The following is a 22,615-nucleotide window of genomic DNA, read 5'->3' on the forward strand; positions in this document are numbered from 1 at the left end:
GCCGGCACCGCTTTCCCCACCCGCGGCTGGGGGGGGCGGGGGGGGGGGGTGTCACCCCCCCCGACCCTGTGGGGCCGCCCGCGGCCCTCGGCGGGGCGCGGGGTAACGGGGGGGCCCCCACCCCGGGGGGGGCGCCCCCCCTCTTCCGTATCCGGGACCCGGGATCCGGGACCCCGGCTACGAGATCCGGGATCCTGGCTACGGGATCCAACGTCCCAGATCCGATATACCGATGGTTGATACGGGATCCCGGACGTTGGATCCAATGCAGTGGATCCAACATCTCGGATCCACTATCCGATCCGCCCTCAGCCCTCCGCCGGCACCGGCGTCGGCACCGCCGCCGCCCCCGGTTCCTTGCGCAGCGTCGGGGCCGTGTCCGCGTCCAGGTCAGGCTCCAGGGCGAGTTCCGTGGCCGCGCCCGTGGCCGTCCGGCGCTCGGGCAGCAGTTCCAGGACCGCCTGGCGGTGTGCCTCGCTGGTGGCGTCGTCGTACGGGTCCGGGGTGGCCGGCACCTGGAGGCGGAGTACCGGGCCGGTGCCGAGGCGGGCGTAGCCGCGGCCCGGCGGGACGTCGGGGACCGGGGTGGTGTGCGGGCGGGTGCCGAGGACGGCGGCGATCTGGTCGGGGGCGGCGGGGCCGAGCACGACCCGGGCGCGGGTGTGGCTCCGTACCGTCTCCGTCAGCGCGTCCAGGCTGTCGAACTGTTCCGCGACCACGACGGTGACCTGCGCGGCGCGCCCGTGCCGGAGCGGCAGCTGGAGCAGGTCCTGCGGGTCGGGGCGGCCGTCGGCGGCGGCGAGGTCGCCGAGGACGCTCGGCCGGTCGAGCAGGATCCAGAGCGGGCGCCGGGTGTCCTCGGGGGCCGGGTGGCCGGACTGGCGGGCCCGGTTGGCGGCGACGAGCCGGCGTTCGGTCTCGTGCGCGGCCCACTCCAGGCTGGCGAGGGCGCCCGCGAGTCCGCACTCGACGGCGAGCACGCCGTCCCGGCCGACCAGGCACGCGTACTCGCCGGTGCCGCCGCCCTCGATGACGAGGACGTCACCGTGCGGCAGCGCCTGGAGCGCGATCGAGCGGAGCAGGGAGGTGGTGCCGCTGCCGGGCTGGCCGACGGCGAGCAGGTGCGGCTCGGTGGAGCGGGGGCCGGTGCGCCAGACCACGGCCGGGGCGTCCTCCGTCCCGTCGGAGGCGCGGACCGGCACGGTCCGCTGCACGGCGTCGGCGTCGGTGAAGCCGAGCACGGTCTCGCCGGGCACGGTGACGAAGCGCTGGGCGGCGATGGTGGTGGGCAAGGCGGGCAGCACCCGCATGGTGAGCCGGTTGCCCTCCTCGTCCCAGTCGAAGAGGTACTCGCGGCCGCGCCCCGACTTGGCGTGCAGCAGCTGCTCGACGCGCGCCCGGGCGGCGGGCTCGCCGTCGGTGAAGTACGGGGGGTAGGAGATGCGCAGCCGGGTGAGCCGCCCGTCCTCGTCGAAGGCGTGGTCGCCGAAGGCGGCGGCCCAGTCGCCGCCGTGCGCGAAGAGCGGCTCGGGGTCCTCGGGCAGCGACAGATAGGGCACCAGGGCCTCGTAGAGGCCCTTGAGCCGGGCGATCTCGGCGTCGTCCGGCCCGGTCTTGACGACCGGGCGCTCACGCCCCTGCCAGGCGGCCGCGCCCATCAGCGCGACGAGCGCGAGGAGCGGTCCGTACGGCACGAGGGCGACGACCAGGACGCAGGCCGCGACCAGGAACAGCGTGGGACCACGCCGCTCTTTGGGGGTCGCGGCCCACTTGGCGCGCGCGGTCGCGGCCAGCTTCCGCAGACCACGCGAGATGGTGATCAGCGGATGGAGCACGTCGGTGGCGCTGTCGGCGGCCGTGCGCGCGATCTCTCGGCTGCGAGCGATCTGTGCGGTGCCGCTGCTCAGAATGCGGGGGAGTGGTCGCCGGGCCACGTCGTACTCCTGGAGTGATGGAAGGGGTGGAGAGGCGTCAGAACTTGATCCCGCCGAGGAGGCTGGCGAGGCTCTGGCCGCCGGCGGTGATGCTCGGCGCGATGGCGGTGCCCGCCAGGTAGAACCCGAAGAGCGAGCAGACCAGCGCGTGCGAGACCTTGAGGCCGTCCTTCTTGAAGAACAGGAAGGAGACGATGCCGAGCAGGACGACGACTGAGAAGGACAGGATCATGAGCGGTTCTCCTGGTTGAGGGGACAGTCACGATGAGTCCTTCCAGATTCACGGCAAGTATCTATATGACTAAAGGTGCAAATGGGTGAATCGTTCGCGTTTTCACTTGACCGGCGGATGCCGGGTCCCTCGTCGGGTGGCGAAACGCATGGTTTGCGGTAGTGCGCCCCGCTGTCGCGGACCGCGAACATCCTTGCCGCGGACAGGCCCCCTCATGTCGTGTCGCGGGCAGTACCCTGTCGATTCACTCGTACGGCCGCGCTTGCCGTGCGTCGCAGGTCAAGCAGGCAACAGGTAGCAGGCCGAGCAGTTAGCAGGTCGAGCACGAAGGGCGGTTGTGAACCATGAGCGAGAACGAGACCCCGGACCCCGAGGTCGTCGAGCTGGCCTCCAAGGTCTTCGACCTCGCGCGCACCGGCGACGCGGTGACCCTCGCCGCCTACCTCGACGCCGGTGTTCCGGCGAACCTCAGCAACGAGAAGGGCGACTCGCTCGTCATGCTCGCCGCGTACCACGGCCACCCCGAGGCGGTGACCGCCCTGCTGACCCGCGGCGCCGACGCCGACCGCGCCAACGACCGCGGCCAGACCCCGCTCGCCGGCGCCGTCTTCAAGGGCGAGGACGCCGTCGTCCGGGCCCTGCTCGCCGGCGGGGCGAATCCGGAAGCCGGGACTCCGTCCGCCGTGGACACGGCGCGGATGTTCGGCAAGGCCGAACTCCTGGAGCTGTTCGGAGCTTGGTGAACGCGGGCTGAACCCCAGGTGAGACGGTGCCGTAAATGTGGTCGCGGTGGCGAAATGGGTGGGTCATCATGACGTCGGGCCCGGATGGGGCCACCGACGAGAGGCAGAGGAAGATGGTCACTGGCAAGCGCAGGACGACGGGCGGCCCGACATGTTGCCGCACGGCCTAGGCGAACAGCCTGACCCGGTTCATCCCGGATTCCCCCCGGTCGTGTCGACAGCTTGATGTGAGGCGTCTTCCATGTTCGATCCAGTCATAGCGCCGAGCGGCACCCTGCTCGGTCTGCTGCAGCGGGGCCGCGGCGACGGCACCCTGCACGCGCTCGCCGCGCCACGTGCCGAGGCCCTCGCGGCCCTCAACCACTGCGTGCTCGACGACCCCCGCCAGGACTGGCGGGTCGAGAACCGCTCCCTCTACTACGCCCGGCTCTACCTGGACCTCGCCGGAGGTCTGGAGGAGATCGAGGCGCACCTCTTCGGCGCCGAGGACCACCTCGACGACGAGGAGTCAAGGACGGGGCTCGCGCTCTCCGTCCTCGGCCACCTGGCCTCGTACGGACGCCAGGACGCCCTGCTGCTTCTGCGGCGCTACGCCGCCGCCGGGACCAACTGGGCGTGGGCCCTGGACGAGCTCGCGCTGCGCGACGACGACGCGGGCCTGCGCTCCCTCGCCCTGCCCGTGCTCGCCCGCTTCCCGGCCACCGCCGAGGGCGAGGCCGAGCTCGCCGCCACCGTCCGCGACGCCTACGAGCCGCGGCCCTGGCGCCTGTGGGCCGAGGACCCGCGCGAATCCGTGGGCGCCCGCATCCGGGCCGCCCGCGAACAGGGCTCATTCGACCGCTGGCAGCGGCAGCTGACCCCGACCGGGCCACGCCCCGGCTGGAGCGTCCGGGCCGTCCTCGACTGGGCCCAGGAGGGCCACGAGCGCGGCGCCGAGCTGTACCTGCCCGCCGCCCGCTGCCTGGTCGCCGTCGCCGGCCCCGAAGACCGCGGCGCCATCCTCGACGCGGCCCGCAGCGGCCCCGACGGCGCCCGCTGCGCCGCCCTGCACTACCTCGCCGAGGCCCAGGACCCCGCCGTCCTCGACCTCGTCGAACTCGCCGTCAACGACGGCCCGCGCCTCGTCGCGGACGCCGCCGTCGCCGCGTACCGGCGGATGAGCGGCGAGGCCGCCGTCGACCGGGCCCGCGGCTGGATCCACCGCCCCGACGCGCTCGGCGCCGCCGCGGCCGGGACGCTCGCCTGCCGCGGCGGCTCCGAGGACTCCCCCCTCGTCCTCGGCGCCCTCCGCGAGACGATCCGCTCCCAGGGCCCCGACGCCCCCGCGCTCTACCCCCTCGTCGACGGCGCCGGCCGGCTGGGCATCGCCTGCGCCGCGCCCGTACTGCGTCACGTCTACCGCGAGACCTCCTCCTCCGAGCTGCGCGGCCGCACCGCCCGCGCCCTCGCCGCCACGGACGCCGGCTTCCCCACCGGCTTCGCCGTCGAATGCCTGTGGGACTGCGAGGAGACCACCCGCGAGGTCGCGGCCCTGCACGCCGAGACCGGTGACGTCCGGGTCGCCGAGCGACTGCGCCGCCTCGCCGCCGACCCCGCCGAGGAGGCGGAGGTCCAGACGGCCGTGCGCCAGCGGATAGGACCGGACCTGGACCTCCAGGTCTAGGGTCCGCACGCCCCCTCGGGGCTCCGCGCCTCCGCGGTACGACGGGGGTGGCCGCTTCCGGCCATCCCCGCGGCCGACCGGGCGCCGGCGTCCGCCGTGCCGTCGGTGCGGTAAACGCTCATGGGACGTTCCCCGCCCGTCCAGATCCACTTTGACGGGGACACGCCGAACGCGACGAGAACACCCGTATGCGTGTCGTCATCGTCACCGAGTCCTTCCCGCCCGATGTCAACGGCGTGGCCCACACCACCCTGCAGACCGCCCGCCACCTCGTCCGCCGTGGACACGACCCGCTCGTGGTCGCCCCGGCCGTACCCGTCCCCACCGCCGCCACGGACCCGGACGCCGACGCGCCGTGCCCCGTCGTACGGGTGCCCTCGCTGCCGCTGCCCGGCTATCCGCAGGTGCGGGTGGCGCTCCCCAGCCGCCGGGTGGCCCACACCATCGCCGCCCACCGCGCGGACATCGTGCACCTGGCCAGCCCCTTCGTGCTCGGCGTGCGCGGGATGACCGCCGCCGCCCGGCTCGGGCTGCCCGCCGTCGCCGTCTACCAGACCGATCTCGCCGGCTACGCCCGTACGTACGTGGGCGGCGGCGAGTCCGCCGCCTGGCGCCGGCTGCGGGCCGTGCACGGCGCGGCCGACCGGACCCTCGCGCCCTCGACCGCCGCCGCGCGCGACCTGGAGGCGCACGGGATCGGGCGGGTCCGGATCTGGCGCCGCGGGGTCGACACCGCGCGCTTCCGGCCGGAGCTGCGCGACGCGGCGCTGCGGCGCGAGCTCGCGCCGGACGGGGAGACGCTCGTCGGATACGTGGGGCGGCTCGCGCCCGAGAAGCGGGTGGAGCTGCTCGCGGCGGCGTGCGGGCTGCCCGGGACCCGGGTCGTGGTCGTCGGCGACGGCCCCAGCGAGCCGGGGCTGCGGGCGGCGCTGCCCGGCGCCGTCTTCCTGGGCCGCCGCACCGGCGACGAGCTCGCGCGGATCTTCGCCTCGCTCGACGTGTTCGCGCACACCGGCCCGTACGAGACGTTCTGCCAGACCGTGCAGGAGGCCATGGCGAGCGGCGTCCCGGTCGTCGCGCCCGCCGCCGGCGGCCCCCTCGACCTGGTCGCCCACCGCCGCACCGGACTCCTCGTCCTGCCCGAGGACGCGGGCGCGCTGCGGGAGGCCGTCGCCTCGCTGGCCGCCGCTCCGACGCTCCGGGCCGCGTACGGCAGGGCCGGGCGCGCCGCGGTCGAACAGCGCACCTGGGAGGCGGTCGGCGACGAGCTGATCGGCCACTACCTGGAGGTGCTGCGGCAGCGGACGGCGGTGGCGGCGTGAACGACACCCGTCGCGGCACCCCCCGCGGCCGCCAGCACGACGACCAGCACGGCGAGCACCGAGGCGAGGGCGAGCACCGAGGCGACGGCACGCGGCAAGGTGACGGCACGCGGCACGGCGACGGCACGCGTGGCGGCGACCGTCGCGGCGCCCGTGGCCCGCTCCGGATCGTGCGGCTCGCCAACTTCGTCACCCCCACCTCCGGCGGCCTGCGCACCGCCCTCGATCAGCTCGGCCGCGGCTACCTGGCCGCCGGTCACGAACCCGTCCTCGTCGTCCCCGGCGACCGGCCGGGCGACCGGGAGACCGAGCAGGGCCGGGTGATCACCCTGCCCGGCCCCCAGCTGCCCGGCACCGGCGGCTACCGCGTCCTCGCCGACCGCCGTCGGCTGCGCCGGCTCCTGGAGGAGCTCGCCCCCGACCGCCTGGAGGTCTCCGACCGGACCACCCTGCGCTGGACCGGGGAGTGGGCCCGGCGCGCCCGGGTGCCCTCCGTGATGGTCTCCCACGAGACCGCCGACGGGGTGCTCCGCACCTGGGGCCTGCCCGCGCCGGTCGCGGCCCGGGCGGCCGACCGGCTCAACCGCCGTACCGCGTGGGTGTACTCGCGGATCGTCTGCACCACCGAGTGGGCCGAGCGGGAGTTCGTACGGATCGGGGCGCGCAACGTCGTCCGCGCGCCGCTCGGCGTCGACCTGGACCGCTGCCGGCCCGGGCGGCACAGCACCGCACTGCGGGCGAGGTACGCGGCCGGCGAGCCGGTGCTGCTCGTGATGTGCTCCCGGCTCTCCGTGGAGAAGCGCCCCGGCACCGCCCTCGACGCCCTCGCCGTGCTGCGCGCCCAGGGGCTGCGGGCCGTGCTCGTGGTGGCCGGTGACGGACCGCTGCGCGGCGCCCTGGAGCGCCGGGCCCGGGAGCAGCGGCTGCCGGTCCGGTTCCTCGGCCATGTCGGCGACCGCGAGGAGCTGGCCGATCTGCAGGCCGCGGCCGACGTGTGCCTCGCCCCGGGGCCCGCCGAGACGTTCGGCCTCGCCGCCCTGGAAGCCCTCGCCTGCGGCACCCCCGTCGTCTGCAGCGCCTCCTCGGCGCTCCCCGAGGTCGTCGCCGACGCGGGCGCCTGCGCCGCCGACGACCCGGTCTCCTTCGCCCGCGCCGTCCGCACGGTCCTCGCCCGCGACGAACCCGCCCGCCGGGCCGCCGCGCGCGGCCGCGCCGAACTCTTCTCCTGGCCCCGCGCCACCGCCGCCTTCCTCGCCGCCCACGACGCCCGCCAGGAGGCGCTGCGATGACCGCCGGCCGCTCCGACGTGGCGGAGAAGGCCGCGCCGCCGCGCGCGCCCCGGCTCACCCGGTTCGCCGTGCTCGGCGACTCCCTCAGCGAGGGCGTCGGCGACCGCGTCGGGGACGCCTGGCGCGGCTGGGCCGCGCTGCTCGCCGAAAGCCTTGCCGGCGAGCACGGGCGGGTCGCCTTCAGCAACCTCTCGTCGAGCGGGGCGCAGAGCCGGGACGTCGTCGAGACGCAGCTGCCCGCGGCGCTCGCGCTGCGGCCCCAGCTCGCGTCCGTCGTCGTCGGCGTCAACGACACCCTGCGCCGCACCTTCGACATCGGCCTGCTCGCGCGCCGCCTCGACCGGGTCTGCGCCGAACTCACCGCGACCGGCACCGTGCTGCTCACCGCCTGTCTGCCCGACCCCGGGCGGATGCTCGGCCTGCCCGCGCCGCTCGCCCGGCCCCTCGCCCGCCGCCAGCGGGCCGTCAACGCCGTCGTGCACGAACTGTCCGCCCGCTACGGCGCCGTCCATCTGCACCTGGACGCGCCCGCCTGGACCGACGACCGCACCCTGTGGAGCGCCGACCGGCTGCACCCCGGCGAGCGCGGCCACCGCACCATCGCCGCCGCCTTCCACGCCCTGCTCCGCGAGCGCGGCCTCGCCCACGGCGAGCCGCCCTCGCGCGAACCCCGGCAACCGCCGCCCACCCGCGCCGACGCCGTGCTCTGGCTGGCGACGGCCGGCACCGCCTGGGTCGTACGCCGCTGCGGCGACCTGCTGCCCCAGCTGCTCGTCCTCGCCGCCACCGAGGTCCGGCACGCCGCCACCGGCACCCGCGACCGCCTCGACGCGCGCGCCGAGCACGCCCTCGCACAGGCCCTGGCGGCCACAATGAGGGCATGACCGGACGCTGGGAGTTCTGGATCGACCGCGGCGGCACCTTCACCGACGTCGTGGGCCGGCGCCCCGACGGGCGGCTCGTCACCCGCAAACTGCTCTCCCACGACCCCGCCCGGCCCGACGACGCCGCCGTCGCCGGCATCCGGCTGCTGCTCGGCCTCGGCCCCGGCGAGGCCGTGCCCGCCGACCGGGTCGCCGTCGTCAAGATGGGCACCACCGTCGCCACCAACGCCCTCCTGGAGCGCCGCGGCGAACCCACCGTCCTGCTGATCACCAGCGGCTTCCGCGACGCCCTCCGCATCGCCTACCAGAACCGGCCGCGCCTCTTCGACCGGCACATCGTGCTGCCCGAGGCCGTGTACGCGCGCGTGATCGAGGTCCCCGAACGGGTCGACGCCCACGGCGAGACCGTCACCCCGCTCGACGAGGACGCCGTCGCCGCCGCCCTCGCCGCCGCCCACCGCGACGGCCTGCGCTCCGCCGCCGTCGTCCTGCTGCACGGCTACCGCCACCCCGCCCACGAGACCCGCGTCGCCGAACTCGCCCGCGCCGCCGGCTTCACCCAGGTCAGCTGCTCCCACGAGGTCAGCCCGCTCATCAAGCTCGTCCCGCGCGGCGACACCACCGTCGTCGACGCCTACCTGTCGCCGATCCTGCGCCGGTACGTCGACGAGGTCGCCCGCGAACTCGCCGGCATCCGCCTGATGTTCATGCAGTCCAACGGCGGCCTGCGCGAAGCCGCCCACTTCCGCGGCAAGGACGCCGTCCTCTCCGGCCCCGCCGGCGGCGTCGTCGGCATGGCCCGCACCTCCGAACAGGCGGACTTCGACCGGGTCATCGGCTTCGACATGGGCGGCACCTCCACCGACGTGTCGCACTACGCGGGCGAGTTCGAGCGTGAACTCGGCACCCAGGTCGCCGGGGTGCGGATGCGCGCCCCGATGATGAGCATCCACACCGTCGCCGCGGGCGGCGGCTCCGTCCTCCACTACGACGGCGCCCGCTACCGGGTCGGCCCCGACTCGGCCGGCGCGGTCCCCGGGCCCGCCTGCTACCGGCGCGGCGGCCCGCTCACCGTCACCGACGCCAACGTGATGCTCGGCCGGATCCAGCCGGACCACTTCCCGGCCGTGTTCGGCGACGACGGCGACCAGCCGCTCGACGCCGACGTCGTCCGCGAGAGGTTCACCGCGCTCGCCGCCGAGGTCGGCGGCGGCCGCACCCCCGAGCAGGTGGCCGCCGGCTTCCTGGAGATCGCCGTCCTCAACATGGCCAACGCCGTCAAGAAGATCTCCGTCCAGCGCGGCCACGACATCACCCGCTACGCCCTCACCAGCTTCGGCGGCGCCGGCGGCCAGCACGCCTGCGCCGTCGCCGACGCGCTCGGCATCGACACCGTCGTCGTACCGCCGCTCGCCGGCGTCCTCTCCGCGTACGGGATCGGGCTCGCCGACGCCACCGCCATGCGCGAACGGTCGGTCGAGGCCGAACTCGACGCCGACGGCACCGCCGAACGCGTCGACCGGCTGTGCGCCGAACTCACGGACCGCACGAGCGAGGAGCTGCGCGCCGACGGACTGCCCGACGAGGCGATCACCACCCGCGCGCGCGTACTGCTCCGTTACGCCGGTACCGACGCGAGCCTGCCGGTACCGCTCGCTCCAGCAGAAGCGATGAAAACCCGGTTCACAGCCCTCCATCGTGACCGGTACGCCTTCACCATGGACGTGCCGATCGTCGTCGAGGCCGTCTCCGTGGAGGCCGTCGGAACCGCCGGACCGCACGGCCCCGTCGTCGTCCCCACAGGCCGGCCCGAAGGCCCCCGTGAGGGCGCCCCCGCCGCCCGCGCCACCGTCACCATGTACAGCGGCGGAGTGCCCGCCGACACCCCGCTGCACCACCGCGAGGACCTGCGCCCCGGCGACACCGTCACCGGCCCCGCGATCCTCGCCGAGGCCGACGCCACCACCGTCGTCGACCCCGGCTGGGCCGCCACCGCCGGCGAGGGCGGCCACCTGCTGCTGCGCCGCGTCACCCCGCGCCCTGCCCGCACCGCCGCCGGCACCGACGTCGACCCCGTCCTCCTGGAGGTCTTCAACAACCTCTTCATGGCGATCGCCGAGCAGATGGGCGTCCGCCTGGAGAACACCGCCCACTCCGTCAACATCAAGGAACGCCTCGACTTCTCCTGCGCGCTCTTCGACCCCGACGGCAACCTCATCGCCAACGCCCCCCACATCCCCGTCCACCTCGGCTCCATGGGCGAGTCCATCAAGGAGGTGCTGCGCCGCAACGAGGGCGGGCTGCGCCCCGGCGACGTGTACGCCATCAACGACCCGTACCACGGCGGCACCCACCTCCCCGACGTCACCGTCGTCACCCCCGTCTTCGACGAGGGAGGGAGCGAACTGCGCTTCCTCGTCGCCTCCCGCGGCCACCACGCCGAGATCGGCGGCATCACCCCCGGCTCCATGCCCGCCTTCAGCCGCACCGTCGACGAGGAGGGCGTCCTCTTCGACAACTGGCTCCTGGTCCGCGACGGCAGGTTCCGCGAGGCCGAGACCCGCGCGCTGCTCACCGGCGCCCCGTACCCCTCGCGCGACCCCGACACCAACCTCGCCGACCTGCGCGCGCAGATCGCCGCCAACGAGAAGGGCATCGAGGAACTCCGCAAGACCGTCGCCCAGTTCGGCCTGGACGTCGTCCACGCCTACATGCGGCACGTGCGCGCCAACGCCGAGGAGTCCGTGCGCCGGATCGTCGCCGGGCTCAGCGACGGCTCCTGCCGCTACGAGACCGACGGCGGCGCCGTCGTCCAGGTCGCCGTCCGCGTCGACCGCGCACAGCGCTCCGCCGTCCTCGACTTCACCGGCACCTCACCCCAGCAGGACGGCAACGCCAACGCGCCCACCTCCGTCGTCATGGCCGCCGTCCTCTACGTCTTCCGCACCCTGGTCGCCGACGACATCCCGCTCAACAGCGGCTGCCTGGAGCCCCTCGACGTCCGCGTCCCGCCCGGCTCCATGCTCGCCCCCGCCCACCCCGCCGCCACCGTCGCCGGAAACGTCGAGACCTCCCAGGCCGTCACCGGCGCGCTCTACGCGGCCCTCGGCGTCCAGGCGGAGGGCTCCGGCACGATGAACAACGTCACCTTCGGCAACGACCGCACGCAGTACTACGAGACCGTCGCCAGCGGCTCCGGCGCCGGCGACGGCTTCGACGGCGCCGACGCCGTCCAGACCCACATGACCAACTCCCGGCTCACCGACCCCGAGATCCTGGAGTGGCGCCACCCCGTCCGCGTCGACTCCTTCGCCGTCCGCGAGGAAAGCGGCGGCCGCGGGCGCTGGCACGGCGGCGCCGGCGTCGAACGCCGCATCCGCTTCCTGGAGCCCATGACGGTCGCCCTGCTCACCGGCCACCGCCGCGTCCCCCCGTACGGCATGGCCGGCGGAGAGCCGGGCGCGCTCGGCGCCAACACCGTGGAGCGCGCCGACGGCAGCGTCGACCGCCTCGACGGCGTCGACACCACCGACGTCGGCCCCGGCGACGTCCTCGTCGTCCGCACTCCCGGCGGTGGAGGATACGGCCCGCCACCGCTGTGAACCCTGCTTTCAGCTCCTGACCGTGCCCTCTCCGCTCTCAAGCGCCCGAGCGCTGCGGCACGAAGCGGACCACCGTCCCCGGCACCGCCTGCGCCGCCCGCGCCAGGTCCTCCTCCCGCACCACCGCGACCACCGGATAGCCGCCGGTCGTCGGATGGTCGGCGAGGAACACCACCGGGCGCCCGTCCGGTGGCACCTGCACCGCCCCCAAGGGCATGCCCTCGCTGGGCAGTTCGCCCGCCACGGCGCGCTCCAGGGCCGGGCCCTCGGTGCGCAGCCCGATGCGGTTGCTCGCCGCGGAGACCCGCCACGCGCGCGTGGACAGCGCCCGAAGGGCACCGGGCGTGAACCAGCGGTCGCGCGGCCCGAGCCGCACCCTCAGGACGAGTTCGTCCGGCGGGCCCGGCCAGGGCGGAGCGTCGGCCCGCCCCCGTACGGCCGTGGCCGCTCCCAGCGGCAGCACCGCCCCGTCCGCCAGCGGCGCCGGGCCGAGGCCGGACAGCAGGTCGGTGGAGCGGCTGCCGAGCACCGGCTCGACGGCGATCCCGCCGCCGAACCCGACGTACGAGCGCAGCCCGCGCACCGCCGCGCCCACGTCGAGCAACTGCCCCGGCCCGACCCGTACCGGCGCGCCCCAGGCGGCCGGCCGCCCGTCCACGGTCACCGCGCACGGCGCCCCGCCCACCACCACCGTCACCGCGCAGCGCGGCCGCACCGCGCAGCCGGTGAGCGTGGTCTCCAGGACGGCACGGTCCTCGTCGTCGCCGAGCAGGCGGTTGACGAGCCGCACCGCGCCCGGGTCGAGCGCACCCGACCGCGGCACCCCGAGATGGGCGTGGCCGGGGCGTCCCAGGTCCTGCACGGTGGTCAGCGCCCCGGCCCGTACGACGGCGAGCGCACGGCCGGTCACCGGCCGACCGCCGTGAAGCGCACCCGGGTGCCGGGGGAGAGCAGCGCGGCGGGCTCGCGGGCGGTGTCCCACAAGGCCGCGTCCGTCGTGCCGATGATCTGCCAGCCGCCGGGCGAGGACCGTGGATACACGCCGGTGTACGGCCCCGCGAGCGCGACCGACCCGGCCGGCACGGCGGTGCGCGGGGTGGCCCGGCGCGGCACCTCGTACCGCGCGCCGAGGCCCGTGAGATAGCCGAAGCCCGGCGCGAAGCCGCAGAAGGCGACCCGGAACCCGGTCTCCGAGTGGATGCGCACCGCCGCCTCCACGGACACCCCCCACAGGGCGGCGACCTCGGCCAGATCCGGTCCGTCGTAGCGCACCGGCAGCTCCACGGACGCCGCCGCGCGCGCGTGCGGCCCGGAGACCTCCCAGGAACGCAGCTCGGCCGCGAGCCGCTCCGGCGCGGCCACCCCGTCCAGGAGCACCGTCCTGGCCGCCGGCACGATCTCCCGTACGCCGGGCAGCGCGCCCTCCGCGCGGCGGCGCAGCAGCTCCGTGTGGAACGCCTCCGTGGCCTCGCCGCTCGCCAGCTCCACGAGCAGCCCGTGCTCGCCGACCCGCAACACCTCGCGCGCCCTCATGCGAACGCCTCCACCACGACCCCGGCCGCCTCCAGCGCGGACCGCACCCTCCGGGCCAGGTCGACGGCGCCAGGCGTGTCGCCGTGCAGGCACAGCGAGCGCGCCCGTACGGCCACCGGCTGCCCGCAGTGGGCCGCGACCGTCCCGGACCGGGCCATGGACACCGCCCGTTCGACGACCTGGTCGGCGTCGTGCAGCACCGCGCCCTCCTGCCCCCGCGGCAGCAGGGTGCCGTCGGCCCGGTAGGCGCGGTCGCCGAACGCCTCGCCGACGACCGGGAGTCCGGCCTTCACGGCGGCCTCGTGGAGCCGGGAGCCGGGCAGTCCGAGGACGGGCAGGCCGGCGGCGCCCGAGGCGAGGAGCACCCCGTCGACGACCGCCGCCGCCTGCTCCTCGTCACGCACCACCCGGTTGTAGAGCGCGCCGTGCGGCTTCACATAGGCCACCGTGGAGCCGGCCGCGCGGGCGAACACCTCAAGGGCGCCGATCTGGTACGCCACTTCCGCGGCCAGCTCCGCCGCCGGCACGTCCATGGCGCGCCGCCCGAAGCCGGCCAGGTCGCGGTAGGAGACCTGGGCCCCGATGCGTACCCCGCGCTCCGCCGCCAGCTCGCAGACGCGCCGCATGGTGGCCGCGTCGCCGGCGTGGAAGCCGCACGCCACATTGGCGCTGGTGACCACCGAGAGCAGCCGCTCGTCGTCGGTCAGCGTCCAGCGGCCGAAGCCTTCGCCGAGGTCGGCGTTGAGGTCGATCGAGTCCAGGGGCATCCATGCAATGTAAGGATCGTTCAACAATCCGACAAGACTCGGGTCCGCGATGTAAGAAAGGCACCATGGACGGCATCGGATCAGGCGAACTCGAGAACGACCGCGCCCTGCTGGGCCGCACCAGCACGGCGGAACGGGTCGCCGACATCCTGCGCACCCGCATCGCCGAGGGCTTCTTCCCGCCCGGCACCCGCCTCTCCGAGGAGGGCATCGGCGGCGCGCTCGGCGTCTCCCGCAACACCCTGCGCGAGGCGTTCCGGCTGCTCACGCACGAACGGCTGCTCGTCCACCAGCTCAACCGGGGGGTCTTCGTCCGGGTCCTCGCCGTCGACGACGTCGCCGACATCCACCGCACCCGGCGACTCGTCGAGTGCGCCGTGGTGCGCGGCCTCGGCGAGCCGCCGTACCCGCTCGACGCGCTCGCCGCCGCCGTCGCCGAGGGCGAGCGCGCGGCCGCCGCCGGGAACTGGACGGGCGTCTCCACCGCCAACATCCACTTCCACCGCGAACTGGTCGCCCTGGCCGGCAGCGCCCGCACCGACGAGCTGATGCGGGGCGTGCTCGCCGAACTCCGGCTCGCCTTCCACACCGTGGACGACCCCCGCGGACTCCACGAGCCCTACATCGCAAGAAACCGGGAGATTCTGGACGCGTTGCGAGCCGGGGAACGAGGCCGGGCGGAACACCTCCTCGCCCGCTACCTCGACGACTCCCGCACGCTGATCTCGGACGCGTACGCCAAGGCGGTCGACGCGTCCCAGAAGTGACGAGGCTCACGGGTGCGCGGCGGTACGGCGTGCGGGCCGGGGCCCTGACCCGGGCCGTATAAGCGCCGTTTCGACCGTTGTCAGTGCGAGGACCTAATCTGTGCACCGTGACTTCGCCTGCCTCGACGGACCTCGCTCCGCCCCAGCTCAGCGCGGGGCCGCGCCCCGCCCAGGGTCCGGCCGCCGACGAAGGGCTCGCGCGGCGGCTCCGCGCGCTCGCGTGCACCGCCCCGCTGCACGACCTGGACGCGCGCAAGGCGAACCTGGCCGGCGAGTACTCGGTCTACGCGATGGCCGAGGTCGCCCTCGCCGCGATCGACCTGGTCACGCTCAACATGGACTTCGACACCGGCGCCGACCACGAGCAGATAATCGCCAGGCTGCTGCCCCGCGTCGCCGCCCAGGCCCCCGAGCGCCCCGCCGCCGAGCACGAGCGGGTCGCCCGCTGGGTTCTCGAGAACCTGATCAACGTCGGCAGCGTCGACCGCGGCTTCCGCGCCGTCTACGGCACCTTCGGCGCCGACGGCGTCTACACCCGCCGCGACTACGACTTCAAGCTCGTCGAAGAAGTCCCCGGCTACGGCGGCGGGGTCTACCTGCGCACCACCGACGAGGCCGTCAACGTGCTCGTCGGCGCGCTCGACACCGACGTCACCAGCGCCCAGATCGCCGCCGAGGTCAAGCTGGAGGTCCTGATCAGCCGGGGCCGCCTCGCCGACGCCCAGCTCGCCGCCGAGCAGGCCCGCTACCGGACCGTGCAGTACGCGGAGACCCTCCGCCGCACCCTGGAGGCCACCCGGCGCAACGTCCGCGCGGTCGACTGGCTCAACGCCGTGCCCGACATGATCGCCGAGGCGCTCGACCACGTGGCCGACCGCTACCGCCACGAGAACGCGATCCTCACCAACATCCGCAAGGCCCGCGACGAGGCCGAGGACCAGGAGCACAAGCGGCGCGCCGCCGAGCTCGTCGACATCGTCAAGGACTGCATCCGGCGCCACACCCAGCTCCAGTCCCGCCTCCTGGAGGCCGGACCGCTCTTCCGCGCCGAACAGGACCGGCAGGCGTTCGCCACGCCGACCGTCTACACCGGCCTCGACCTCTACGGGCAGCTGGTCGCCCCGGTCCTGCCGCTCCCCGTCGAGCAGGCCACCAAGGTCACCGACGCCTTCTTCGCCCACGGCACCGGACTGCGCACGCCCGCCGCCGTCCGCGTCACCGACCTCGTCGACCTGCTCCTCACCCCGCCCGTGGAGCGCCAGCACCTCGGCGCCGAGATGCCCGAGCCGGACCTGATCGCCACCCCCGACGACAGCCGCTTCAGCGAGGAGCAGCTGGCGACCGCGATGGAGCTGCTCGACCTGGAGCACGACGCGCCGCGCCGGCTCTCCGGCCTCCTCGCCGACGCCCGCCGCCTCGACCCCGACCTGCCCTACCTCGTCGCCCTGCTCGCCGTGCACGCCGCCAGCCCGCCGGTCGGCACCGCGTACCGCCAGGGCGAGGAGCGCCTCCTCTTCGCCGTCGACGACGGCACCCCCCTCGACGACCACGAGTTCGGCGGTGCCGACCTCATCGTCGGCACCGCCCTCCTCGACGCCGTGGGCATGGCCGCCGACCGCACGGAGGCCACGTGACACCGCCCGGCCCGCAGGACGAGACGGTGCAGGACGAGACGGTGCAGGACGAGACGGTGCAGGACGAGACCCGGGCGGACGAGACGTTGACGGACGGCACTCCGGCGGGCGAGGCCCTGCAGGACGAGACGGCGCAGGACGAGACCCGGGCGGACGCGGCCCCGGGAGGCGAGAGCCCCTCGGACGCGACCGCCACCGACGCGACTCCCTCCGCCGCGTCCCGACCCGTCCCCGGCCCCCGGGTGGCCCATGTGACCGTCGCCCGGCCGAGCGCGGGCGACGCGGCGGAGGAGCCGGTGCCCGGCGACGGGCCCCGGGTGCGCGGCGTCGACGTCCGCACCCCGGCCCCGCCCGCCCCGCGGGCCTTCGTGCGACCCGTACCGCTGCCGCGGAACCAGCGGCCCGCGGCCGAGCCGGCCGCCACCGTGCCGCCCGTCACCGTGACGCCCGTACGACTGCCCCTGCCCGCCCCCGCCCCCGCAACCGAGTCACCGAACCGCCGCACCGAGGAGCCCCAGCCGTGAGCGAACACCACGTCGAGCACACCGACGCGTGGAGCGAGCCGGAGGCCCCGCAGACGCCGGCCGCGACCCCGGCGGCGCTCACCCCCGCCGACGCCGCCGACGCCGCCCGGCTCGTGGCGTTCGGGCTGCAGCCCAAGCTGCTGCCCGCCCGTGACGCCGAGTACGGCGAACTGCTCCGCCGCTACCGCGAGGACACCGGCTTCGCGCGGCTCGCCGACGCCGTCGCCACCGGCCTCGGCCTGGTCGTCCTGGAGGTCTCCCCGCGCGCCGGCATGGCCGTCACCGCCGCCGAGGACTCCGTCTTCGCCGTGCGCATGGGCGACTACGCCCGCCGCGCCTCCACCGACTCCGCCGACCGCTTCCTGCACGGCCTGGCCCACCTCGCCGTCGCCACCATGGCCTTCCCGCGCCCCGAGGACCTCGCCGACGACGGCTACATCGGCCGCCTCACCGTCAACGGCGTCGACGCCTTCGTCCGCCAGGCGTGCCGCCGCCTCGAAGAGCGCGCCGAGCAGCAGGGCGAGAACACCGACCCGGAGACCGACGCCCCCGGCCTGGAGGCCGCCTGGCGGATCTACGCCCGGCGCAGCTCCACCGGCGCCACCAAGGACGCCCGCCGCCTGGCCGGTTCCACCACCGGCATCGTCGGCAAGGCCGTCGCCTTCCTCACCGACTCCGGCTTCCTCCAGCGCACCGGCGACGAGTCCGGCGGCTCCTACCGCACCACCGCCCGCTACCAGCTCCAGGTCCGCGACATGGCCGGCAGCGCCGCCATGGCCGAACTCCTCGAACTCGGCGTGGTCCCGGTCAGCGACGGCTCCGCGACGCTCCTGCCGCCGCCCGAGGGTGACGACCTGGAGCTCGCCGCCGACGCCGGCCTGCCCTTCCACGCGTAACAGCGCCACGCGTCACCGCCCCGCGTAACCGACCACTCCCAGCACGAGAGTCCGCCGCAATGTACGAGCTGTCCCGGGTCCGCCTCTACTCCATCGGCCCGGCCGGTGCCCGCTACGCCGACACCGTCCTCGACCTGCGCGGGGTCGGCGCGCCCGTGCCCCACCCCGCGCCCACCCAGGCGGAGTTCTTCGAGGAGGAGCCGGTCGGCCCGCCGCGCCGCCCCGCCCCCGCCGGCGTGCTCTTCCTGGAGAACGGCGGCGGCAAGTCCGTCCTGCTCAAGCTGATCTTCTCGGTCATGCTCCCCGGCCACCGCAACACCCTCGGCGGCGCCAGCTCCGGCGTGCTGCGGAAGTTCCTGCTCGCCGACGACTGCGGCCACGTCGCCCTGGAGTGGCAGCACACCCTCACCGGCGAACTCGTCGTCGTCGGCAAGGTCAGCGAGTGGCGCGGCCGCCAGGTCTCCAACGACCCGCGCAAGTTCGCCGAGGCCTGGTACTCCTTCCGCCCCGGCCCCGGGCTCAGCCTCGACAACCTCCCCGTCGCCGAGGCCACCTCCGTCCGCCCGCCCGTCGAGGGCGCCTCCGGCGCCACCGGCCGCCGCCGCACCATGAAGGGCTTCCGCGACGCCCTCACCGAGGCCGGCAAGGCGTACCCGCACCTGGAGGTCTCCTGGGAGGAGATCCACGACCGCTGGAACGAGCACCTCGGCGACCTCGGCCTCGACCCCGAACTCTTCCGCTACCAGCGCGAGATGAACGCCGACGAGGGCGAGGCCGCCGGCCTCTTCGCGGTCAAGAAGGACTCCGACTTCACCGACCTGCTGCTGCGCGCCGTCACCGACACCCGCGACACCGACGGCCTCGCCGACCTCGTCAGCGGCTTCGGCAACAAGCTCGGCCGGCGCGCCGAACTCACCGCCGAACGCGACTTCACCGCCGGCTCCGTCGACCTCCTCAACCGAATCGTCGAGGCCGCCGAGACCCGCGCCCGCGCCCGGGACGTGCACGCCGGCGCCGAGCGCCGCACCCGCACCCTCGCCCGCCGGCTCTCCGCCCGCGCCGGCGAGGAACGCGGCCGCGCCGCCGAACTCGCCCAGCAGGTCACCTCCGCCGCGCACGCCGTCTCCGACGCCGAGACCGCGCGCGGCCGCGCCTCCCTCGTCGCCGCCGAACTCGCCTACCGGCACGCCTCGCTGGCCCTCGCCGCCGCCGAGAAGGGCGCCGCCGCGCAGCGCCGCGAGCTCATCGACGCCCGCACCCTGCACTCCGCCTGGCAGGCCGCCGAGTCCGTGCTCCGCCACCGCGCCGCGAGCGACCGCTCCGCGCGCGTCGCCGCAGCCATCCGCGAGGCCGAGCGGGACGCCGCCCCGGCCCTGGCCGCCCGCGCCAAGGCCGCCGCCGACCTCGTCCGGGCCCTCGCCTCCGCCGCCGAGGAGGGCGAGCGCCACGCCGCCGAGGAGGAGGAGCGCTCGGCCGCCCTCCAGGAGGCCGGCGAGAACGCCCACCGCGACGCCACCGCCGCCGCCACCGAGGCCCAGCGGGCCCGCAGCGAGGCCGGTCATCTGCGCCAGCGGCTCGCCGAGGTCGAGCAGGAGACCGCCGAGGCCGTCCGGGCCGGCTGGCTCGACGACACCGCGCCCGACGCCGACCCGGCCCGCGCCGCGCTCGCCGCCAGCGACGCCGAGAAGACCACCGTCGCCGCCTGGGACGCGGCCCGCGAGGCCGCCCGCACCGCCACCGAGCGCGCCCGCGAGGCCGCCGCCGCCGAATCCCGCGCCGAACTCGCCGCCGCCCGCGCCTCCGACGCCGCCGAGGCCGCCGAGAACGCCTACGACGCCGAGCGGCGCGCCGCCGAGTCCCTGGCCGCCGACCCGCGCCTCGCCGAACTGCTCTCCCTGCCCGGCGCGACGCCGGGCACGAGCGCCTCGCCCCTGCCGGGCCAGCGAGCCCGGATCCCGGCCGCCGACGGCCGGGACACCGCCGGTGCGCCCGGCGGCGGTGCCCTGGACAGTTCCGGCCCCACGGCCGGCGGCACGCCCGCCACCGGCGCCGCCTTCGGCCTCGCCACCGACTCCGAGGCCGCCCAGGGCGCCCTCACCGTCACCGAGTTCGACCGCACCGCCGACGAACTGCGCGCCCTGCTCGACCAGTCCATCGCCTCCGCCGAGCGCCAGCTCTTCGACCTGCGCACCGCCGCCGCCGACGACAACCGCATCCTCGGCGCCCTCGGCGACGGCGGCCTGCTGCCGCCCGGCCCCGACGTCCTCGCCACCGTCGAGTACCTCGGCGAGCACGGCATCCCGGCCCTCCCCGGCTGGCGCTACCTGGCCCAGGCCGTCGACCCGGCCGACCACGCGGCCGTCCTCGCCGCCCGCCCCGAGCTCGTCGACGGCGTTGTGATCACCGACCCCGTCTCGTACAGCCGCGCCCGCGAGGTGCTCGGCGGCGCCGCGCTGCTGCCCCGCTCCACCGTCGCCGTCGGCACCGCCGCCGCCCTGCTCGCCCCGGTGCCCGCGCCGGAGACCGGTCAGGAGACGGACGTCTTCCTCGTCCCGCCGAACCCGGCCATGCACGACGAGCACGCCGCCGACGAGGAGCGCCAGGCGCTGCGCGCCCGCGCCGCCGCCCGCGACGAGGAGATCCGCACCCTCGCCGCCCGGCTCACCGGCGACCGCTCCCTCGCCGCCCGCATCGGCGCCTGGCGCGCCGACTGCCCGCCGGGCATGCTCGCCGAGCTCGCGGCCGCCGCCGCCACCGCCCGCACGGCCGCCGAGGCCGCGATCGCCGCGCTGGCCGAGGCCCGTACGGTACGGGCGGAGGCCGACGAGGCCGCCGCCGACGCCACCCGGGTGCGCGACGAGCGCCAGGAGGCCGCCCAGCGCGCCCGCCGCGCCGCCGACGCCCTCGCCGGCCTCGCGTTCCGGCTCCGCGAGCGCTCCGCCTGGCAGGCCAAGCTCCGCGAACTCGCCGACGAGGCCGCCGAGTCCGAGGCCCGCGCCCAGACCTGCCTGGAGCGCGCCCGCGCCGCCGACGAGGACCGCCGCGCCGCCCAGCGCGCCGCCGACGACGCCCACCGCACCGCCCGCGCGCTGCGCGCCGAGCGCGCCGAGATCGCCGGCGCCCCCGAGAACCTCCCGGACGAGGACGCCGACGCCCCGCGCGCCGCCCTCCCCACCCTCCGCGAGGCGTACCGCGCCGCCTCCCAGGTGTACGAGAAGGTCGGCGTCGGCGCCGACCTGCGCGCCGAGCAGGCCCGCGCCGAGAGCGACGAGTCCGCCGCCCTCGCCGAGCTCGACCGGCTCACCAACAAGGTCCGCACCCGCGCCGAGCAGCTCCTGGAGTCCACCGACGGCGCCGACGGCCCGTCCCGCCAGGCCGCCGCCGCCCGCGCCGAGGCCCTCGTCCAGAAGCTGGAGACGCGCACCTCCGAGGCGAGCGAGAAGCTCGGCCGGCTGCGCGGCGAGGCCGAGCGGCTCGCCCCCGAGGACGGCGAGGCGCACACCGAGCTGCCCGAGGAGCTCATCCCGGCCGACGCCGAGCACGCCCAGACCCTGCTGCGCGGCGCCACCACCGAACTCGGCGCCCGCACCGACGCCCTGGAGGCCGCGCGCGCCGCCCACACCGGACTGCTCCAGGCCCACCGGGCCGCCGAGGACGCCGCCGGCGGCTTCGACGAGACGGCGGCGCTCCTTCGCGACCTGCTCCGCGACCACACGGAGGAGGAGCACGACGAGCCCGAGCCGTACCCCGGCCCGCTCGCCGAGGCCCGCGACTCGGCCGCGGAGGCCCGCCGTTCGCTGCGCGGCTGCGCCGCCGAGCTGTCGGCCGCCGACGCCGCCGTCCGCGAGGCCGGCGACATCCTCGTCCGGCACGCCAACTCCAACCGCTTCGAGCAGGTCCGCACCCCGGCCCGGCAGCAGATCCGCGAACTGCCCGCCGCCGCGCTGCCGGAGCACGCCGCCAAGTGGGCCGAGGCGTTCGCGCCCCGACTGCGGGTGCTCACCGACGAGCTGGCCCAGCTGGAGCGCAACCGCGACTCGATCGTCGACCGGCTGCGCGGGCTCGTCGAGTCCTCGCTCGCCACGCTCCGCTCCGCCCAGCGCCTCTCCCGGCTGCCCGAGGGCCTGGGGGAGTGGTCCGGCCAGGAGTTCCTGCGCATCCGTTTCGAGGAGCCCGACCAGGCCACGCTCACCGAACGCCTGGGCGAGGTGATCGACGAGGCGACCCGCGCCGCCGTGAAGAAGAACTCCGACCTGCGCCGCGACGGCATGTCCCTGCTGCTCCGCGGCGTCCAGGCGGCGCTCGAACCGCGCGGCATCGCCGTCGAGATCCTCAAGCCGGACGCGGTGCTGCGCGCCGAGCGCGTCCCCGTCGGGCAGATGGGCGACGTCTTCTCCGGCGGCCAGCTGCTCACCGCCGCCATCGCCCTCTACTGCACGATGGCCGCGCTCCGCTCCAACGACCGCGGCCGCGACAAGCACCGGCACGCCGGCACCCTGTTCCTCGACAACCCCATCGGCCGCGCCAACGCCACGTACCTCCTGGAACTCCAGCGGGCCGTGTCCGACGCGCTCGGCGTCCAGCTGCTCTACACGACTGGCCTGTTCGACACCACGGCCCTCGCCGAGTTCCCGCTGGTCATCCGACTGCGCAACGACGCCGACCTGCGCGCGGGCCTGAAGTACATCAGCGTGGAGGAGCACCTGCGGCCGGGTCTGCCGCAGCCGAGTGCGGAGGGCGAGACCATCCACGGCGAGATCACGGCGACCCGGATGTTCCGCCGCACGCCGGTGGAGGCGGCAGCCTCGGCCGAGGAGTGACGAGG

The 22,615-nt window shown here is 75.8% G+C and carries 16 protein-coding genes; 11 read left to right on the top strand and 5 right to left on the bottom strand.

Annotated features, from left to right (window positions below; translation table 11 throughout):
• Positions 1-308 precede the first annotated feature (308 nt).
• Together ACWEV0_RS25730 and ACWEV0_RS25735 are read right to left on the bottom strand one after the other, a co-directional pair.
• Positions 309-1,934 (bottom strand): hypothetical protein, encoded by a 1,626-nt coding sequence (locus ACWEV0_RS25730; RefSeq protein ID WP_453151831.1) that lies wholly within the window; start codon positions 1,932-1,934, stop codon positions 309-311.
• Positions 1,935-1,971: 37 nt separating this feature from the next.
• Entirely contained in the window at positions 1,972-2,166 is a 195-nt protein-coding gene (locus ACWEV0_RS25735) for a hypothetical protein (protein ID WP_389213023.1), read from the bottom strand.
• Positions 2,167-2,510: 344 nt separating this feature from the next.
• Between ACWEV0_RS25735 and ACWEV0_RS25740 the strand changes: the two genes are divergently transcribed.
• The 6 genes from ACWEV0_RS25740 to ACWEV0_RS25765 all read left to right on the top strand — a co-directional run bounded on the left by ACWEV0_RS25740 (position 2,511) and on the right by ACWEV0_RS25765 (position 11,669).
• A complete protein-coding gene (locus ACWEV0_RS25740) occupies positions 2,511-2,909 on the top strand; it encodes an ankyrin repeat domain-containing protein (RefSeq protein ID WP_453151832.1) in 399 nt (132 codons plus the stop codon).
• 241 nt (positions 2,910-3,150) lie between these two features.
• Positions 3,151-4,572, top strand: coding sequence for a HEAT repeat domain-containing protein (locus ACWEV0_RS25745; RefSeq protein ID WP_453151833.1), 1,422 nt, complete (start codon positions 3,151-3,153; stop codon positions 4,570-4,572).
• A gap of 188 nt (positions 4,573-4,760) precedes the next feature.
• Positions 4,761-5,894, top strand: a complete 1,134-nt coding sequence (locus tag ACWEV0_RS25750; protein ID WP_453151834.1) for a glycosyltransferase family 4 protein — start codon at positions 4,761-4,763, stop codon at positions 5,892-5,894.
• A 167-nt stretch (positions 5,895-6,061) separates the two neighbouring features.
• Complete coding sequence (locus ACWEV0_RS25755) at positions 6,062-7,183, top strand: glycosyltransferase (RefSeq protein WP_453151865.1); 1,122 nt, start codon at positions 6,062-6,064, stop codon at positions 7,181-7,183.
• Positions 7,180-8,067, top strand: a complete 888-nt coding sequence (locus ACWEV0_RS25760) for an SGNH/GDSL hydrolase family protein (RefSeq protein WP_453151835.1) — start codon at positions 7,180-7,182, stop codon at positions 8,065-8,067. The genes ACWEV0_RS25755 and ACWEV0_RS25760 overlap by 4 nt, the downstream gene beginning before the upstream one ends.
• Positions 8,064-11,669: a hydantoinase B/oxoprolinase family protein gene (locus ACWEV0_RS25765; protein ID WP_453151836.1), complete on the top strand. Its 3,606-nt coding sequence runs from the start codon at positions 8,064-8,066 to the stop codon at positions 11,667-11,669. The genes ACWEV0_RS25760 and ACWEV0_RS25765 overlap by 4 nt, the downstream gene beginning before the upstream one ends.
• A 37-nt stretch (positions 11,670-11,706) precedes the next feature.
• Here ACWEV0_RS25765 and ACWEV0_RS25770 read toward each other — a convergent pair whose 3' ends face one another.
• Genes ACWEV0_RS25770 through ACWEV0_RS25780 form a run of 3 tightly spaced genes read right to left on the bottom strand, consistent with a single transcriptional unit; the run spans position 11,707 to position 13,963 of the window.
• Positions 11,707-12,579 carry a 5-oxoprolinase subunit C family protein gene (locus ACWEV0_RS25770; RefSeq protein WP_453151837.1) on the bottom strand — a complete coding sequence of 291 codons (873 nt, stop codon included), beginning with the start codon at positions 12,577-12,579 and terminating at the stop codon, positions 11,707-11,709.
• Complete coding sequence (locus ACWEV0_RS25775) at positions 12,576-13,202, bottom strand: 5-oxoprolinase subunit B family protein (protein ID WP_453151838.1); 627 nt, start codon at positions 13,200-13,202, stop codon at positions 12,576-12,578. Before ACWEV0_RS25775 ends, ACWEV0_RS25770 begins: the two co-directional genes overlap by 4 nt.
• Positions 13,199-13,963, bottom strand: coding sequence for a LamB/YcsF family protein (locus tag ACWEV0_RS25780; protein ID WP_453151866.1), 765 nt, complete (start codon positions 13,961-13,963; stop codon positions 13,199-13,201). The genes ACWEV0_RS25775 and ACWEV0_RS25780 overlap by 4 nt, the downstream gene beginning before the upstream one ends.
• A gap of 71 nt (positions 13,964-14,034) precedes the next feature.
• Between ACWEV0_RS25780 and ACWEV0_RS25785 the strand changes: the two genes are divergently transcribed.
• The 5 genes from ACWEV0_RS25785 (at position 14,035) to ACWEV0_RS25805 (ending at position 22,610) form a co-directional block, all read left to right on the top strand.
• Entirely contained in the window at positions 14,035-14,736 is a 702-nt protein-coding gene (locus tag ACWEV0_RS25785; RefSeq protein WP_453151839.1) for a GntR family transcriptional regulator, read from the top strand.
• A gap of 107 nt (positions 14,737-14,843) precedes the next feature.
• Complete coding sequence (locus ACWEV0_RS25790) at positions 14,844-16,370, top strand: hypothetical protein (RefSeq protein ID WP_453151841.1); 1,527 nt, start codon at positions 14,844-14,846, stop codon at positions 16,368-16,370.
• Positions 16,367-16,894: a hypothetical protein gene (locus tag ACWEV0_RS25795; protein ID WP_453151842.1), complete on the top strand. Its 528-nt coding sequence runs from the start codon at positions 16,367-16,369 to the stop codon at positions 16,892-16,894. Before ACWEV0_RS25790 ends, ACWEV0_RS25795 begins: the two co-directional genes overlap by 4 nt.
• Positions 16,891-17,790 carry a hypothetical protein gene (locus ACWEV0_RS25800; protein WP_453151844.1) on the top strand — a complete coding sequence of 300 codons (900 nt, stop codon included), beginning with the start codon at positions 16,891-16,893 and terminating at the stop codon, positions 17,788-17,790. Before ACWEV0_RS25795 ends, ACWEV0_RS25800 begins: the two co-directional genes overlap by 4 nt.
• 59 nt (positions 17,791-17,849) lie before the next feature.
• A complete protein-coding gene (locus ACWEV0_RS25805; protein ID WP_453151845.1) occupies positions 17,850-22,610 on the top strand; it encodes a hypothetical protein in 4,761 nt (1,586 codons plus the stop codon).
• Positions 22,611-22,615 lie beyond the last annotated feature (5 nt).

It is taken from the genome of Streptomyces sp. NPDC003943 (assembly GCF_053605265.1).

What these genes read in the sequence shown, in the direction of transcription:
- ACWEV0_RS25735 (WP_389213023.1), bottom strand. Translation starts at nt 2,166, where the DNA reads ATGATCCTGTCCTTCTCAGTCGTCGTCCTGCTCGGCATCGTCTCCTTC.
- ACWEV0_RS25740 (WP_453151832.1), top strand. Translation starts at nt 2,511, where the DNA reads ATGAGCGAGAACGAGACCCCGGACCCCGAGGTCGTCGAGCTGGCCTCC.
- ACWEV0_RS25745 (WP_453151833.1), top strand. Translation starts at nt 3,151, where the DNA reads ATGTTCGATCCAGTCATAGCGCCGAGCGGCACCCTGCTCGGTCTGCTG.
- ACWEV0_RS25750 (WP_453151834.1), top strand. Translation starts at nt 4,761, where the DNA reads ATGCGTGTCGTCATCGTCACCGAGTCCTTCCCGCCCGATGTCAACGGC.
- ACWEV0_RS25760 (WP_453151835.1), top strand. Translation starts at nt 7,180, where the DNA reads ATGACCGCCGGCCGCTCCGACGTGGCGGAGAAGGCCGCGCCGCCGCGC.
- ACWEV0_RS25765 (WP_453151836.1), top strand. Translation starts at nt 8,064, where the DNA reads ATGACCGGACGCTGGGAGTTCTGGATCGACCGCGGCGGCACCTTCACC.
- ACWEV0_RS25775 (WP_453151838.1), bottom strand. Translation starts at nt 13,202, where the DNA reads ATGAGGGCGCGCGAGGTGTTGCGGGTCGGCGAGCACGGGCTGCTCGTG.
- ACWEV0_RS25785 (WP_453151839.1), top strand. Translation starts at nt 14,035, where the DNA reads ATGGACGGCATCGGATCAGGCGAACTCGAGAACGACCGCGCCCTGCTG.
- ACWEV0_RS25805 (WP_453151845.1), top strand. Translation starts at nt 17,850, where the DNA reads ATGTACGAGCTGTCCCGGGTCCGCCTCTACTCCATCGGCCCGGCCGGT.